The organism is Caballeronia fortuita (assembly GCF_001544835.2).
GTDB lineage: Bacteria > Pseudomonadota > Gammaproteobacteria > Burkholderiales > Burkholderiaceae > Caballeronia > Caballeronia fortuita.
Window position 1 is genome coordinate 110,272 of the sequence record NZ_FCNX02000004.1, and the last position, 14,893, is coordinate 125,164.

Consider the following 14,893-nt stretch of genomic DNA (forward strand, 5'->3'; position numbering starts at 1 on the left):
GTCAGTGCGAGTGCTTCGGCACTTCCGCGCCACGGCATCCGACGAGAAAGTCGAAGTCGCAGCCTTCGTCGGCTTGCAGCACATGCTCCACATATAGCTTGCGATAACCCGTTTTATCCTCGGGGATGTCGCTCTTCGACGCATGCCACGCATCGAGGCGCGCGCGGATTTCATTGTCGTCGATGTCGATGCGCAGCACGCCGTTATCGCAATCGAGTTCGATGAAGTCGCCATCGCGCACGATCGCAAGCGGCCCGCCCGCGCGCGCTTCGGGCGCGACGTGCAGCACGACGGTGCCGTACGCCGTGCCGCTCATGCGCGCATCGGAGACGCGCACCATGTCGGTCACGCCTTGCGCGAGCAGCTTCGGCGGCAAGCCCATGTTGCCGACTTCCGCCATGCCCGGATAACCCTTCGGTCCGCAGTTCTTCATCACGAGCACGGAGTCCGCCGTGACGTCGAGATCGGGATCGGCGATACGGCGCTTGTAGTCGTCGAAATTCTCGAACACGACCGCGCGCCCGCGATGTTTCAGCAACGAAGCCGTCGCCGCCGATGGCTTCAGCACCGCGCCGTTCGGCGCGAGATTGCCGCGCAGCACGCACAATCCGCCATCCGCGACGAGCGGTTTGTCGAGCGGACGAATCACTTCGTCGTTGTAGAGCGGCGCTTCCTTCACGTTCTCCCAGAGCGTGCGGCCATTTGCGGTGAGCGCATCGGGATGCGGAATCAGCTTCGCTTCGCCGAGTCGCCGCAATACGGCAGGCAAGCCGCCCGCGTAATAGAACTCTTCCATGAGGAAGCGCCCCGACGGCTGCAAGTCGACGAGCGTCGGCGTGCCGCGACCGATGCGCGTCCAGTCGTCGAGTTCGAGCTTCACGCCGATGCGCCCCGCGATCGCCTTCAGATGGATGGCCGCATTCGTCGATCCGCCGATGGCCGCGTTCGCGCGAATCGCATTCTCGAAGGCTTCGCGCGTGAGCAGCTTCGACAGACGCACGTCCTCCAGCGCCATTTCGACGATACGCATGCCCGACAGATGCGCGAGCACGTATCGACGCGAATCGACGGCCGGAATCGCGGCGTTATGCGGCAGCGTGACGCCGAGCGCTTCGGCCATGCACGCCATCGTCGATGCGGTGCCCATCGTGTTGCAGGTGCCCGTCGAACGCGACATGCCCGCTTCCGCCGACATGAACTCGTGAATCGAGATCTTGCCCGCCTTCACCTGCTCGCTCAGTTGCCACACGACCGTGCCCGAGCCGATGTCGCGCCCTTCGTGCTTGCCGTTCAGCATCGGGCCGCCCGAGACGACGATCGCGGGCACGTCGCAGCTCGCCGCACCCATCAGCAGCGCGGGCGTGGTCTTGTCGCAGCCGACGAGCAGCACGACCGCATCGACGGGATTGCCGCGTATCGCTTCTTCGACGTCCATGCTCGCGAGATTGCGCGTCAACATCGCGGTGGGCCGCAGGTTCGATTCGCCGTTGGAGAACACCGGAAACTCGACCGGGAATCCGCCCGCTTCGAACACGCCGCGCTTCACATGCTCAGCGAGCTTGCGGAAGTGCGAATTGCACGGCGTTAGTTCGGACCACGTATTACATATGCCGATGATCGGCTTGCCCGCGAACTCGTGATCCGGAATGCCCTGATTCTTCATCCAGCTCCGGTACATGAAGCCGTTCTTGTCGGCGGTGCCGAACCACGCTGCCGAACGGAGCTTCGGTTTAGGGGCGCTCATGGCTTTGCTCACTCTGCGAGAAAGACCTATAAATAGCATGACTATATCGACAACACGTACCGGGAAAACGCTAATCGAAACGTCAAAACACTCTGCATATAGTTTGTCTATTGAAGTCAGCGCGCAGGCTTCACGTATCCCAATTACTAGTTCAAAACGCCGCGCATCCGAATCGCCCTCTCGCATACAGTTCGCATCGTCATCGTCGCGTTCGTTCTTTCAACCATGAAAGCCGCGCGCCGGTGACATGTGTGAAAGCCCAGTATCTGAACGTGATCGACGATGAGTCGACCTATCGACCAACGAAGAAGAGACCGGAGGAACACATGGCGCAGAATCGGGATGACGATGCAAAAGACGGCAGCCTCATCAGTGCGGGCCGGCGCGGCATCATGCAGGGCGCGGGACTCGGCGCGGCACTGTCGCTCTTGGGCGGCGTCACCGGCGGCGGCGGTTTGATCTCGGCCGCGCAGGCGGCCGAAGCAGCGTTTCCGCAGCACAAGAAATGGAAGATCGTGTTCGTCAATCATGTGACGACGAACCCCTTCTTCGTGCCGACGCAATACGGCATTCAGGATGCGTGCTCGATGTTCGGCATGGACTATCAATGGACCGGCTCCGCCACGTCCGATGCGGGCGAAATGGTGCGCGCGGTGAATTCCGCGATCGCCGCGAAAGCCGATGCGATCGCCGTGCCTATCGTCGATCCGAACGCATTCGACAAGCCGATCCAGGCCGCGCTCGATGCCGGCATTCCCGTATTCGCTTACAACGCGGACGCGCCGCGCGGCAAGACGAGTCCGCGGCTCGCTTACATCGGACAGGACCTGTATCTGTCGGGTTATCAGATGGGTGAGCGCATCGCGAGCATGATCGACAGCGGCATGGTCGCGCTCTTCATCGCGACGCCGGGACAGTTGAACATTCAGCCGCGTCTGGACGGCGCGAGCGATGCGATCAAGAAGTCCGGCAAGAAGATCGACATTCAAACCGTGGCCACGGGCGCGACCGTCAACGAAGAACTGTCGAAGATCAAGTCGTTCTATCTCGGCCATCAGGACCTGAAAGGCATGTTCGCCGTCGATGCAGGCAGCACGCAAGGCGTCGCGCAAGTGATGAAGGAATCGAATCTGCCTTCGAAGGGCGTGCACGGCGGCGGCTTCGATCTGTTGCCGCAGACGATCCAGCTCATCCACGAAGGCTTCCTCGACTTCACCATCGATCAACAGCCGTACGTGCAGGGCTTCTACACGGTGATGGAAGCGTTCGTGTTCCTCGCATCGGGCGGGCTCGTCGGGCCGGCGAACATCAACACCGGTCTCAAGTTCGTGACGAAGGATACGGTCGAGCCGTATCTCAACACGTCGACGCGCTATGAGGGCAAGACCACCAAGCCGCAGATCGTGCCTATGAAAGGCGCGATCAAATCCTGATGAACACAGTGAACGAACCTCGTAAAGCAACCCCGTCCCCGCGGATCGCCAGTCCGCGCGGTGCGTGGGCGTCGCATTGGGCGCCCGAGTTGCGCATCCTGCTCGTGGCCGTGCTGCTCGCGACTTACTTTCAGTTCGTCAATCACGACTTCCTGTTTAGTAACGCGAGCCTCGTCAACCTCTCGCAGTATGTCGCGCCGGTCGCGATCATCGCGTTCGGCGAGATCATGCTCATGATCGGTGGCGACATCGATCTGTCGGCGGGCATGGTCTTCGCATTCGCGCCGTTCATGATGGTCTTCGCGAGCGATGCGGGCGCGCCGATGTGGCTTGCGGTGATCGCGGGTCTCGTCGCCGCATCGATCATCGGCTTCGTGAATGGCGCGGTGACGGTCTTTCTGCGCCTGCCTTCTTTCGTGACGACATTGGGCACGCTCTTTCTGATCAACGGCATCACGTTGACCGTCTCGCGCGGCACGCCCGCCGCAACGCCGGGCTCGCCCGAATTCGCCGCCGTGATGGGTGCGTGGGGCTACAGCGAAATCATCTGGACCGTGGCGATCGCGTTCGTCATGCACGTGCTGTTGCGGCACACGCGTTGGGGCCTGCATACGCAGGCGGCGGGCGCGAACGGCCTCGGCGCGAGCGAAGCGGGCATACGCGTGAACCGCCTGCGGCTCGGTAACTTCGTGCTCGCGGCCGTGCTTGCAGGCTTCACGGGCATTCTCGAGAGCTTTCGCATCACGTCGATCGATCCTCAAGCGGGCGGCAATCAGATCATGTTCCTCGCTGTCGCCGCAGCCGTGATCGGCGGCACGCCTTTGACGGGCGGCTCGGGCACGATCGTGGGCGGGCTGCTCGGCGCGGCGGTGCTCGGCATCCTGAGCGACGGCTTCACGCTCATCGGCATCAACGCGTTCACCTTCAACATCATTCTCGGCGCCGCGATTCTCGCCGCGATGATCTTCAATATTCACGTCGGCCGCATTCGCCGCAAGGGGGCACGGTGATGGCAGAACCGCAAACGGCTCCCGTCGTGAACGTCGATCCCGCCAATCTTGCGCTGCGCGGCGACAAGATCGTCAAGCGCTTCGGCGCGGTCACCGCGCTCGATGGTGTATCGCTCACGCTCGGCAAAGGCGAGATTCTCGGCATTCTCGGCGACAATGGCGCGGGCAAGTCGACGCTCGTGAAAATACTCACGGGCTTTCATCAGCAGACCACGGGCACCTTGCATGTGCACGGCGAGGAGACGCTGCTCAAGTCCGTCGATCATGCGCGCGCGCTCGGCATCGAATGTGTGTATCAGGATCTCGCGCTCGCGAACTCATTGTCGATCTATCACAACATGTTCCTCAATCGTGAGATCGTGCGCCGCGGGCCGGGCCGCGTATTGCGTCTTGTCGATCACAAGCAGATGCGCGAGCGCGCCGCGCAGTTGCTCGAGGATATCGGCGTGCACGTGCCGTCCGTCGATCTTCCCGTGGAGCGTCTGTCGGGCGGTCAGCGTCAGGCGATCGCCGTGGCGCGCGCCGTGCATTCGAACGCGAAGATCCTGCTGCTCGACGAGCCGCTCGCCGCGATGGGCGCGCGCGAGGCCGCACTCATCATCGATCTCGTGATGCGTTTGAAGGAGAAAGGCGGCCTCTCGATCATCATGATCATGCACAACTATGCGCAAACGCTCGACATCGCGGATCGCATCATGTTGATGCAGCGCGGACGCGTGACTTACGAGCAACGAAGCGCGAACACGTCGGTCGCGGAGCTGATGGATATCGTGCGGCGGGAATATCGGGCGATGCGCGCGACGACCGCTCAATAAGCGCCGGCAGAAGCGATAGAAGCGCGCGCGTCATGGACTACCGCAACCCCAGGCAACGCAAGAGCATGCACGGACGCATCGTGCAGGAGCTCGGCATGCTGATCGTGAGCGGCGGCATCGCGCCGGGCGAGCGGCTGCCGGCCGAACCCACGCTCTGCGAAAGCTATGGCGTGAGCCGCCCGGTGTTGCGCGAGGCGACGCGCGTGCTCGTCGCGAAGGGGCTCGTCGTGTCGAAGCCGCGCGTGGGCAGCGTCGTGCGCGCGCGCGCCGAGTGGCACATGCTCGACCCCGACGTGCTCGTGTGGACCATCAGTCATCTTCCCGAAGGCGAGTTCTTCCGCTCGTTGATGACCGTGCGCCAGATCATCGAACCGGCCGCGGCCGCGCTCGCGGCGATTTCCGCCACGGATGAAGACATCGCGCGCATCGGGGCGGCCTACGAGCGCATGGAAGACGCGCCAACCGCCGCCGATCTGCTCGATCCCGACCTCGCTTTTCATCGCGCCATCATGACGGCCACGCACAACGACATGCTCGCGTATATCGGCAACATGCTGTCGCTCGCGCTCAGCGAATCGATCAAGCTCACGAGCCGTCATCCCAACACGCACGCGCTGTCATTGCCGCGTCACAAGGCGATCTACACTGCGATCGCGAACCGCGACGCACTCGCGGCACGTCAGGCAAGCGTCGTGCAGCTCGATAACGCGCGCGCCGACGCGACATCGATCCTTGGCGGCGCTGCGCTCGAACCAGAGCGTCCGTTGTCGGGGTAAAGATTTCCGATCCGCAGCATCGCAACGTTTGCTTCGGACGAAATTCGTTCAAGTCCCGTCCAACCTCGCCGTAAACCCTATAGAGACCGGCATCGACGCGGTCTCCTCTTCGCCCCCTGCTTTCATCGGCGCCCGCTCACGGGCCGCTCACCGGGGTTAATCGACGAGCAATCCACCATCCCTGCGTCCGACGCGGGATGAAGGTCCGTTATCGGTCCGTCCGCGCTCGTCCGGACGACTCGTGAAACGTGCGCCTACTTCGTGGACAGCGATGTTGACCATTCAGTAGTGCGTATCGACATGACGAACTTTGTTCAAACCCGCCTTCCGGCCCTGCGCTTCAGCCGATTCAAAGCCGTCACGCTCGCAGCAGCCACGAGCGTGCTGCTCGCCGCATGTGGCGGCAGTGGCGGCGGCGGCGACACCGCTTCATCCGCGAATGTCACGCAAAGCGGCGGCACGTCCGCGTCCGGCGTGAGTGCGCCGGCAGCGGATTCGGGAACGTCGAAGATCACGACGAGCCCGTCTCCCAACGTGAGCAACGGCACTTCCTCGCCAGCCGACAGTGCGCCTGCTGTCAGCGTGCCTTCAGCCAGCGCGCCCGACGCGGCTTCGAACCCGGGCAGCATCATCACGCCGCCTTCGACCGCCCGCCTCTTTTATGGCGTGAACGGCCACAACAACGAAGGCGGCGCATACGATATCTCCAGCCCCGCGCTTCAGCTTTCGCAATTGCAGGATCTCGGCGCAAAGCTCTATCGCAACGAGGTGTATGACCAGCACACGGCGACCAAGCTCGCGGGTATTGCGCAGACGATGGCGGCCGGCGGCGTCACCATCTATCCGGTGATCCTGTCGAGCATCAATACGTTCGCCAATGAAACCGTCGCGTATAACGCCGGCTTCGCGCTCGGCCAGCAGACGGCGAACTCGCGCCGCTATCCGTACTACGAGGTCACGAACGAGATGGAAGCGGAATTGCTCATCGGCAATGTCGATGGCGTCTATCCGCAGCAGTTCGATCTGACGAAGTTCAGGGTCTTGCGCGGCGTCATTCGCGGCATGATCGCGGGCATCAGGTCCGTGGATACGTCGGGCAAGATCATCATGGGCGGCGGCACGTGGCTGCACTATGGCTTCCAGAAGATGCTCGCGGCGGGCATGGAGCCGGATGGCAGCATTGGGCATCCGGTTGTCGACTGGGACATCACCGCGTGGCACTGGTACTCGGAACAGGGCGACATCACCAACGCATGCGGCGGCACCGGCTGTCATAACGTGCTCGCCGAACTGAAGTCACTCGGCAAGCCGATCTGGATCAATGAGTTCGGTGTGCGCCCGAACTACGGCACGGATCAGCAGATCGCGTCCTATCTCGTCGGCAATCTGATGATGGCTCAGTTCGTCGCGCTTGCATCGACGTATGACATCGAATCGATTCAAAGCTACGAGCTATACGACGATCCGGTCGGCGGCGAAGGCGCGTTCGGCTTGCTGAAGAACGATGGCTTCACGCAAAAGCCGGCCTATACCGCATACAAGAATTTCGTCGCCGCGCATCCTATGTAAGGTCGGCGTCTTCGATCACCACGCGGCCATGTTCGACGCGAATCGGAATGCGCCGCAGGCTCGCGCCGAGGCACGGTCCATCGACGCAAACGCCGTCCTCGAAGCGAAACATCGCGCTGTGATGCGCGCACATCAGAAGCGCGCCTTCGTAAGTCCAGAACGCGCCGGGCTCGTAATTGAGCGGAATGGAAAAGTGCGGGCAGACGTTGCGATACGCCCAGGCTTGCGCGCCGCGTCGCAGCAAGAGCACGGAAGGTGCGGCTTCGAAGCCGCCGCCATCGGGAATGTCGTGCAGCGCGCAGACATCGGTGCTCACGCTCGCTCCCGTGGAATCAGCACGAAATCGCGCGCGGCGTCGTAGCCTTCCTTGCCAGGCACATACTCGATGACGAGCGAAGGCTTTACGCCAAAGACCGCGTCCGACTTCACGTAGGGATCGTCAGAAGAGTAGAGCGCGGTCGTGAGCGGTTCGTAGCCATGCGCGTCGATGCGAAAGTGGATATGCGCGGGCCGCATCGGATGACGTCCAGTTGCAACGAGCATCTGACCGACGGGGCCATCGGTGGGAATCGGATAGCTCGTCGGCTTGATCGAATGAAACGCATACGCGCCCTCGGCGTTCGTGCGAAAGCGTCCGCGCAGATTGCCTTCCGGCTGATCCGGGTCTTGACCCTCGTACATGCCGTTCGGCGCGGTCTGCCACACTTCGATGAGCGCATCCGCAACGGGCTTGCCGTGAACGTCGCTCACCGTGCCATGAAAGAACACCGGCTCGCCATCGCTTTGCGCGATGTTCGCGCCGAACGCCGATTCCTTCACGCCATCGCGATAGAACGGACCTAGCAGGCTGCTTTCGGTCGCGTGTTCGTCGTGATGCTGGTTGATGTCGTCGAGTACGATCGAAAGCCCCAGCGTATCCGATAGCAGGATGAACTCTTGCCGAATTCCATCGCATTTCTTGCCGGTCGCGGTGAGGAACGCTATGCCGCGTCGCCATTCCTCATGCGTGAGCTTCACTTCGCGCGCGAATGCATGCAGATGACGCACGAGCGCACTGACGATTTCCTTCGTGCGCCCATCGGCGCATTGCGCAAATGAATCGGTGACGGACTGCGTGAGTGATTCGTTCATGGTCGTCGTCCTTCGTAAGCCGCTTCGAGCAACGCGCGCAGCGGCGCGCGCTCGATGGGCCGCGGATTCCAGTACGGGCTTTTCAGCGCGATGTCGACGGCGATTTCGATATCGCTCTCCTTCATGCCGATGTCCTTCAGCGCAGTCGGTGCGCCGTTCGCGCGCGCGAGGTCGAATGCGCCGCGCGCCGCGTCGTCCGAACCAAGTGCGCGCGCGATGCGCTTCATCGCGTCGGGCGCGGCATCGCGGTTATACGCAAGCGCGTGCGGCAACACGATGGTATGCGTTTCCGCATGCGGCAGATTGAACGTGCCGCCGAGCGTATGACACAGCTTGTGATGCAACGACATGCCGACGCTGCCGAGCACCGCGCCGCACAGCCACGCGCCATAAAGGCAATCGCTGCGCGCTTCGAGATCGTCCGGGCGCGCGGCGACGCGGCCGATGCCCTGCGCGAGCGCGCGTATGCCTTCTTCGGCCATGAGGCTCACGACGGGATTTGCATCCTGCGCATAGAGACCTTCGGCAGCGTGTGCAATCGCGTTGATGCCGCTCGTCACCGAGAGCGGCACGGGCAGCGACAGCGTGAGCTGCGAATCGTAGATGACGGTCTTCGGTAACACGCGCATGTCGCGGCCGGTCTTCTTGAGACCCGCTTCGGTGAGGCCGTAGATGGGCGTCATCTCCGAGCCTGCGTACGTGGTCGGCACCGCGAGTATCGGCAGCGACGATGTCAATGCGATCGCCTTGCCGAGTCCGGTCGTCGAGCCCCCGCCGATCGCGATGGCGCAATCCGCACCGATACGCTGCGCATAGTCGCGCGCCTCGCGCGCCGTTTCGACGGGTACGTGCATCACCGCTTCGGCGAACACGCCCGCCGCGCGATGCCCGATGCGTTCGGCAAGCGCCTCGGCCTGATCGCGCTGCGGCGGCGTCGAGAGAATGAGCGCGCGTTGCGCGCCAAGAAGTTCTATCTCGCGTTCGAGATGTTCGATGCTTCCCGCACCGAACACCACGCGCGACGGCATACCCTGATAAACGAACGATTGCATGATTTCGTATGCGCTCAACGTGCTTGACGTGTTCAACGTGGATAGTAAGGCGGAATGTTGGCGTCGACATTCACCCACACCGACTTCGCCTGAGTATATTCGCGCATTACTTCGAAGCCCATCTCGCGCCCATATCCGCTCGCGCCGACACCACCGAAGGGCGAGCCCGGACTCACGCGCTTGTAGCAGTTGATCCACACCATGCCGCTTTTCAATCGACGCGCGAAGAGATGCGCGCGTTGCAGATCGCGCGTCCATAGTCCCGCGCCGAGGCCGTATTCGGTGCCGTTGGCAATGGCGAGTCCTTCTTCGTCGGATCTGAACGTGCTGACAGTCACGAACGGCCCGAACACTTCCTCTTGCGCGACGCGATCGGTCGGTTTCGCCTGCACGATCGTCGGCTCCACATAGCAGCCCTTCGCGAGCGCGGCGGCGTCCGGCGACTTGCCGCCCGCGAGCACACGTCCGCCCTCTTCGCGCGCGATATCGACATATGAAAGCACGCGGTCGCGATGCATCTGCGACGTGAGCGGCCCCATCTCCGTCGACGGATCGAGCGGATCGCCGATGCGGATCGAGCGCGCGAGCGACGTGAAGCGTTCGAGCAAGTCATCGGCGATGGATTCGTGCACGATCAGGCGCGATGCCGCGATGCACGCCTGCCCCTGGTTGTGAAAGATGCCGAACGCGGAGCCTTGCACGACGGCATCGAGATTGGCGTCGCTGAACACGACGTTCGCGCCCTTGCCGCCGAGTTCGAGTTGCACTTTCTTCAGGTTTCCGCTCGATGCCTGCACGATCTTGCGGCCAACGGCCGTCGATCCGGTGAACGCCACCTTGCCGATTTCCGGGTGCTCCGCGATGTATTGCCCCGCGATGTGGCCGAGGCCCGGCAGCACGTTGACGACGCCCGCAGGAAAGCCGACTTCGGCCATCAACGCGGCGATCGCGAGGCTCGACAACGGCGTGAGTTCAGCCGGCTTCATCACGACGCAGTTGCCCGCCGCGAGCGCAGGCGCCATCTTCCAGCTCGTGAACATCAGCGGAAAGTTCCACGGCACCACTTGCCCGACGATGCCGACGGGCTCGCGCGTCAGATAGTTGAGGAAGCCCGCTTCGACCGGAATCACCGAGCCTTCGAACTTGTCCGCCATGCCGCCGAAGTAGCGGAATGTGGCGGCGGTGCGCGGCACGTCGAGATTGCGCGTATCGCGGATCGGATGGCCCGTGTCCATCGATTCGAGGCGCGCGAGTTCGTCGGCGTTCGCTTCGATCGCATCGGCGAGTTTCAGCAGAAGGCGTCCGCGATCCGCGGCGGCCATCGCGCTCCACGCGGGAAACGCTTTCTTTGCCGCTTGCACCGCGCGATCGATGTCCTCGCGGCCCGCCATCGAAACTTGCGCGATCACGCTGTTGTCGTGCGGATTCAGTGTTGCGAGCGTCTCGCCGGACAGGGCGGGCACGAAGCGGCCATCGATGAAGAGTTGCGTTTGCATGTCATGCTCGTGTCGAAGATTGAAGGCGAAGCGTTCCGGGCGACGCTGCTTGCGCGGCGTCGTATCGAACGAAGGGATGGGATCAAAGCGCGACCGGATACGGCGGCAGCTCGCCGCTTTCATAACGCTTTGGCAGATCGGGCGTCGCGTTCTCCCACACGAGCAACATCGAGCGCTTCTGCGAATAACCCTTGTGGCGGATGTCGGCGGGCATCGCGGCGATATCGCCCGCGTTCATCGTGATGCGTGCGCGCGGCTCGCCGGTGTCTTTGTCGGCGACATCCCAGATGATCTGATCCGACAACTGCAAGAACCACTCGACGCGATCGTTGCCATGAAAGACCGGAAGCACGAACTCTTCGGTCGTCGGGCAAAAGAGACTTTGCTTGCACACCGACGTGACCGACGGATTCCACGTCACGTCCGAGCGCGACAGATACTTGAAGAGGCTGAACGCGTGCAACTGCCCTTCGAATCCAGGCTCCGCGTGGATCTCCGGCTCGTCCTGCGATACGTCCGCGAACTGCCGATTCACCGGGAAATCGTCGCGCAAGGGCGAATCGCCTTCGAGGCCCGGCATGCGCTTCGTCGCGATGCGCGTGCGATCGATCGCCGCGATATTGTCGCCGTGCTTCGCGCCGAACGCAGAGCCGGTTTCCTCGGGCGCCGCGAACGGATCGAAGCCTTCGTTGACCCAGTCCTTCAGGATCGCCTTGAAGGTCGCCATGATGATCGGCGTTTCGAACTGCTGCGTGTAGTCGACGCCTGCATCGCGGAAGCTCGCGTTATAGGCGCCGGCATACATGTCGACCTTGCCGTAGTGATTGCGTGTGCCGATCACTTCGTCGAAGTTGACCCAGCCGTAGAAGAAACCCCACGCGACATCGCGCATCATCGCCCGCAAAAAGTCGTCGGCGTGCATCTGATGCGAACGCGTCTGTCCTTGCGCCGGCCACTTCACGGTGACGAAGTAAGCATCGCGGCTGAATTCGAAATCGCCCAGCTTGAACGTGCGATAACCGGTGGTCGCGTCGGGATCGGTGGCGACGACGCTTTGCAGGAAGATGGCTTGATCCATGATGATGTGCTCCGAAAAATGAGGGTTCGCGCGGCGCTTATTGAATGCAGATATCGGCCCACTTCTCGACCGATGCCGCGCCGAGAATCGTCTGCACGAGCAGCACGCCGGTCCTTCGCGCTTCGAAGCGATACGCCGCGCCCGCGGGCAGCAGCGCCTGATGCCCGCGACGCAGACGCACGAAGCCCATCTTCTGGCCCGATGGCTCGCCTTCGAGCTTCACCGTGCCTTCCGTCTCTTCGCCGACGAGCGCGCCATCGGACGGCTTGATGAAATGCACGTCGATTTCTCCGTCGAGCGCGACTGCGAATTCATCGTGCGATGCCGTGAACCAAGGCGACAAACCTTCCGCGCGAAGCGTTTCGATCACGTACTTGAGGTTCTTGCCGACGACCACCTTTTCATACGGCGCGGAACGGCTCGCGACTTCGAACACGTTGGACATCACGTAGTTCGAGGCCTGTCCCTTGATGATTTCGATGGTGCCTTTGCGATAGCTTTCGAGGCTGCCGAGTCGAGTCTGTTGCATGTCTGTCTCCATGTCCGCGTTCGATGCGTTGAATCAAGATTAGGGCTGCGAGGGTCGCCGCGCAATGAATCGAGGTTCGCGTTTGCCGAACGATGCGTGCTCGATTGCAGTCCTAGGGAAAGTACCTAGTTTCAGGGCTTTTCGGCGCGAGCGACGGATAGCGATGTGTGTTGCCTCACACGCGACGTTCGCGAACGGCGACCCATCGAACGTGCAGGCGCATCTATACTCGCGTGAATAGCGGCACGCGCGATCATGGGAGACATGACGAAGAGCGCCGTTGCGGGATATGCCAGGAGGAAGCATGGACCTCTTCATGTCGATGGAGGCCTTCGTTCGCGCAGCCGAAGCGCAGAGTTTCGCGAGCGCGGCGCGGCAACTCGGCGTGGCGAAATCGGTCGTCACGTCGCGCGTGAAGCAACTGGAAGAGCACTTCGGCGTGGCGTTGTTTCATCGTTCGACGCGCGCGGTGCGGCTCTCCGAAGCCGGCGAATCGTACTATCAGGATTGCCTGCTGCTCGTGTCGAAGGTGAACGAGTTGTCGGGACGCGCGAGTCCCGAAACGCAATCGCTTTGCGGCACGCTCAACGTGCATGTGCTGCCCGGCTTTGCGCTCGGGCACTTCTCACAAGCGTTGATTGCGTTTCGCGAGGCGCATCCGCGTATCGAATTCGTCGTGACGGTGAACGATCGCGTGATCGATCCCGTGCAGGAAGGCTTCGATCTCGCGTTGCAGATCTATCCGCCCGCGTCGAATCTTCTGGTCGAACGCAAGCTCTTTCCGGTGCGCGGCGTGTTGTGCGCGACGCCCGCGTATCTGAAGGAAGAGCCTGCCATCGAGACGCCGCTCGATTTGCTGCGCCATGATTTCGCGCGCTATGCGCACTATCCGTGGGGCGACAACTGGCCGCTCATGAAAGGCAACGAATGCTATGAAATCGCGCTCAATGCCGTGCTGAAGACCAACAGCGTGCATCTGTTGCTCGATTTCGCGCGCGCCGGCGCGGGCGTCGTTTATCTGCCGACGATGGTCGCCGCGAGCGATCTGCTCGAGCGCCGTCTCGTGCGCGTGTTGCCCGATTACGCTGCGCCGCCGTTATGGCTGTCGGCGGTGTATCCGACTTCGCACCGCTCGACGACCAAGGTGAAAGCCTTCGTCGACTTCCTGCGCGAGCGCTATCTGAGCGAACCGCAATGGGACAAGGCGCTCGGCATCTCACCGCCTGACGACGAAGAGCGCAATGTCGACGAAGAACTCGGCGATGTGTGAGCGCGCTCACAAGACATAGAGCCACGCGAGCAACGTGAAGATGGAAAGAAGCGTGGTCATGGAGATCACCGCGCCGACCACGCCTTTCTCGACATCGTATTCCGATGCGAGCACGTAAGCGCTTTTCGCTGTCGGCACGGCGGCGCAAACGACTGCCGCAATCGTCGCAGTGTGATCGAGTCGTACCGCGAGACACAACGCATACACGACGAGCGGCACGATGGCGAGCTTGAGCACAGTCAGAAGCGCATACAGATTCACGCGTCCGCGCAATTCGTCGAGCGTCAAATCGAGGCCGATCGCGAAGAGCGCGCATGGCGTCAGCGCTTCGCCGAGTATCGTCAGGAACGATGCGAGCGGCGCGGGCATCGTCAATCCTGCGACCGACCATAGCAGTCCGCAGATTGTCGCGAGAATCACGGGGTTGGTTGCGATCTGGCGCATGAGCGCGAGCGCATCGATCTTGCGCGACGCATCCATCCGTCCGATCTCGATCAACACGACGAGCACGGGAAACATGATGGCGCCGACGAACACTGTCGCGACCGCCGCCGCGAGCACGCCGGGTTTGCCGTACAGCGTCTTCAGTATCGGCAGCGCGACGAAGCCGGTGTTTGTCATCGCAACGGCGGCAGCGAGCATCGCGCTCGACGCAAGGCTCGCGCCGCGAACGATTCGCGCGGCGAGCAGCACGGCGGCGAAGCAGACCATCGAGCCCCCGCCGAACGCCCCGAGAAAGCGCCATTCGAGCAACGAATGAAGCGATTCGTCGGCGATGGTGAGGAAGACCAGCGCGGGCATCGCGACGTAATAAGCGAAGCGCATCAGCGACGGCGCCAGTGCGTGCGGCATGTAGCCCGACACGCGCGCCACCCATCCGACGAGGATGATGGCAAAGATCGGAAGGATCATGCCGGCAAGATGCATGGCGAACTCCGATAACGATGCAGCGCGCGGGCATGGGGCCCGCTTCCGAGTGGGCATCATTAT

At 62.4% G+C, this 14,893-nt stretch carries 14 protein-coding genes; 6 read left to right on the plus strand and 8 right to left on the minus strand.

Going from position 1 to position 14,893, the window contains the following annotated elements; genetic code table 11:
• Position 1 precedes the first annotated feature (1 nt).
• Positions 2–1,744, minus strand: coding sequence for an IlvD/Edd family dehydratase (locus AWB77_RS09540; protein ID WP_061134187.1), 1,743 nt, complete (start codon positions 1,742–1,744; stop codon positions 2–4).
• A 326-nt stretch (positions 1,745–2,070) separates the two neighbouring features.
• Here AWB77_RS09540 and AWB77_RS09545 point away from each other — a divergent pair, with 326 nt between their 5' ends.
• The 5 genes from AWB77_RS09545 (at position 2,071) to AWB77_RS09570 (ending at position 7,347) form a co-directional block, all read left to right on the plus strand.
• Positions 2,071–3,177, plus strand: coding sequence for a sugar ABC transporter substrate-binding protein (locus tag AWB77_RS09545; RefSeq protein WP_061134443.1), 1,107 nt, complete (start codon positions 2,071–2,073; stop codon positions 3,175–3,177).
• Positions 3,177–4,187, plus strand: coding sequence for an ABC transporter permease (locus AWB77_RS09550; protein WP_061134188.1), 1,011 nt, complete (start codon positions 3,177–3,179; stop codon positions 4,185–4,187). Before AWB77_RS09545 ends, AWB77_RS09550 begins: the two co-directional genes overlap by 1 nt.
• A complete protein-coding gene (locus tag AWB77_RS09555) occupies positions 4,187–5,002 on the plus strand; it encodes an ATP-binding cassette domain-containing protein (protein ID WP_061134189.1) in 816 nt (271 codons plus the stop codon). Before AWB77_RS09550 ends, AWB77_RS09555 begins: the two co-directional genes overlap by 1 nt.
• 32 nt (positions 5,003–5,034) lie before the next feature.
• Positions 5,035–5,778, plus strand: coding sequence for a FadR/GntR family transcriptional regulator (locus AWB77_RS09560; protein ID WP_061134190.1), 744 nt, complete (start codon positions 5,035–5,037; stop codon positions 5,776–5,778).
• 300 nt (positions 5,779–6,078) lie between these two features.
• Entirely contained in the window at positions 6,079–7,347 is a 1,269-nt protein-coding gene (locus tag AWB77_RS09570; protein WP_244158508.1) for a hypothetical protein, read from the plus strand.
• On the opposite strand, the gene AWB77_RS09575 is transcribed toward AWB77_RS09570, so the two are convergent.
• The 6 genes from AWB77_RS09575 to AWB77_RS09600 all read right to left on the minus strand — a co-directional run bounded on the left by AWB77_RS09575 (position 7,340) and on the right by AWB77_RS09600 (position 12,633).
• Positions 7,340–7,663 carry a Rieske (2Fe-2S) protein gene (locus AWB77_RS09575; RefSeq protein WP_061134193.1) on the minus strand — a complete coding sequence of 108 codons (324 nt, stop codon included), beginning with the start codon at positions 7,661–7,663 and terminating at the stop codon, positions 7,340–7,342. The two genes, AWB77_RS09570 and AWB77_RS09575, sit on opposite strands and share 8 nt — an antisense overlap.
• Positions 7,660–8,478, minus strand: coding sequence for an intradiol ring-cleavage dioxygenase (locus AWB77_RS09580; RefSeq protein ID WP_061134194.1), 819 nt, complete (start codon positions 8,476–8,478; stop codon positions 7,660–7,662). The genes AWB77_RS09575 and AWB77_RS09580 overlap by 4 nt, the downstream gene beginning before the upstream one ends.
• Positions 8,475–9,530 carry a maleylacetate reductase gene (locus tag AWB77_RS09585; protein ID WP_061134445.1) on the minus strand — a complete coding sequence of 352 codons (1,056 nt, stop codon included), beginning with the start codon at positions 9,528–9,530 and terminating at the stop codon, positions 8,475–8,477. The genes AWB77_RS09580 and AWB77_RS09585 overlap by 4 nt, the downstream gene beginning before the upstream one ends.
• 32 nt (positions 9,531–9,562) lie before the next feature.
• Positions 9,563–11,026 carry an aldehyde dehydrogenase family protein gene (locus AWB77_RS09590; protein ID WP_061134444.1) on the minus strand — a complete coding sequence of 488 codons (1,464 nt, stop codon included), beginning with the start codon at positions 11,024–11,026 and terminating at the stop codon, positions 9,563–9,565.
• An 82-nt stretch (positions 11,027–11,108) separates the two neighbouring features.
• Positions 11,109–12,104 (minus strand): hypothetical protein, encoded by a 996-nt coding sequence (locus AWB77_RS09595; protein WP_061134195.1) that lies wholly within the window; start codon positions 12,102–12,104, stop codon positions 11,109–11,111.
• 37 nt (positions 12,105–12,141) lie between these two features.
• Positions 12,142–12,633 (minus strand): cupin domain-containing protein, encoded by a 492-nt coding sequence (locus tag AWB77_RS09600; protein ID WP_061134446.1) that lies wholly within the window; start codon positions 12,631–12,633, stop codon positions 12,142–12,144.
• 304 nt (positions 12,634–12,937) lie between these two features.
• Here AWB77_RS09600 and AWB77_RS09605 point away from each other — a divergent pair, with 304 nt between their 5' ends.
• The gene (locus AWB77_RS09605) at positions 12,938–13,903 is read left to right on the plus strand and encodes a LysR family transcriptional regulator (RefSeq protein WP_061134196.1); all 966 of its coding nucleotides are present in this window, start codon (positions 12,938–12,940) and stop codon (positions 13,901–13,903) included.
• 6 nt (positions 13,904–13,909) lie between these two features.
• On the opposite strand, the gene AWB77_RS09610 is transcribed toward AWB77_RS09605, so the two are convergent.
• Entirely contained in the window at positions 13,910–14,830 is a 921-nt protein-coding gene (locus tag AWB77_RS09610; RefSeq protein WP_061134197.1) for an AEC family transporter, read from the minus strand.
• Between the last annotated feature and the right edge of the window lie 63 nt (positions 14,831–14,893).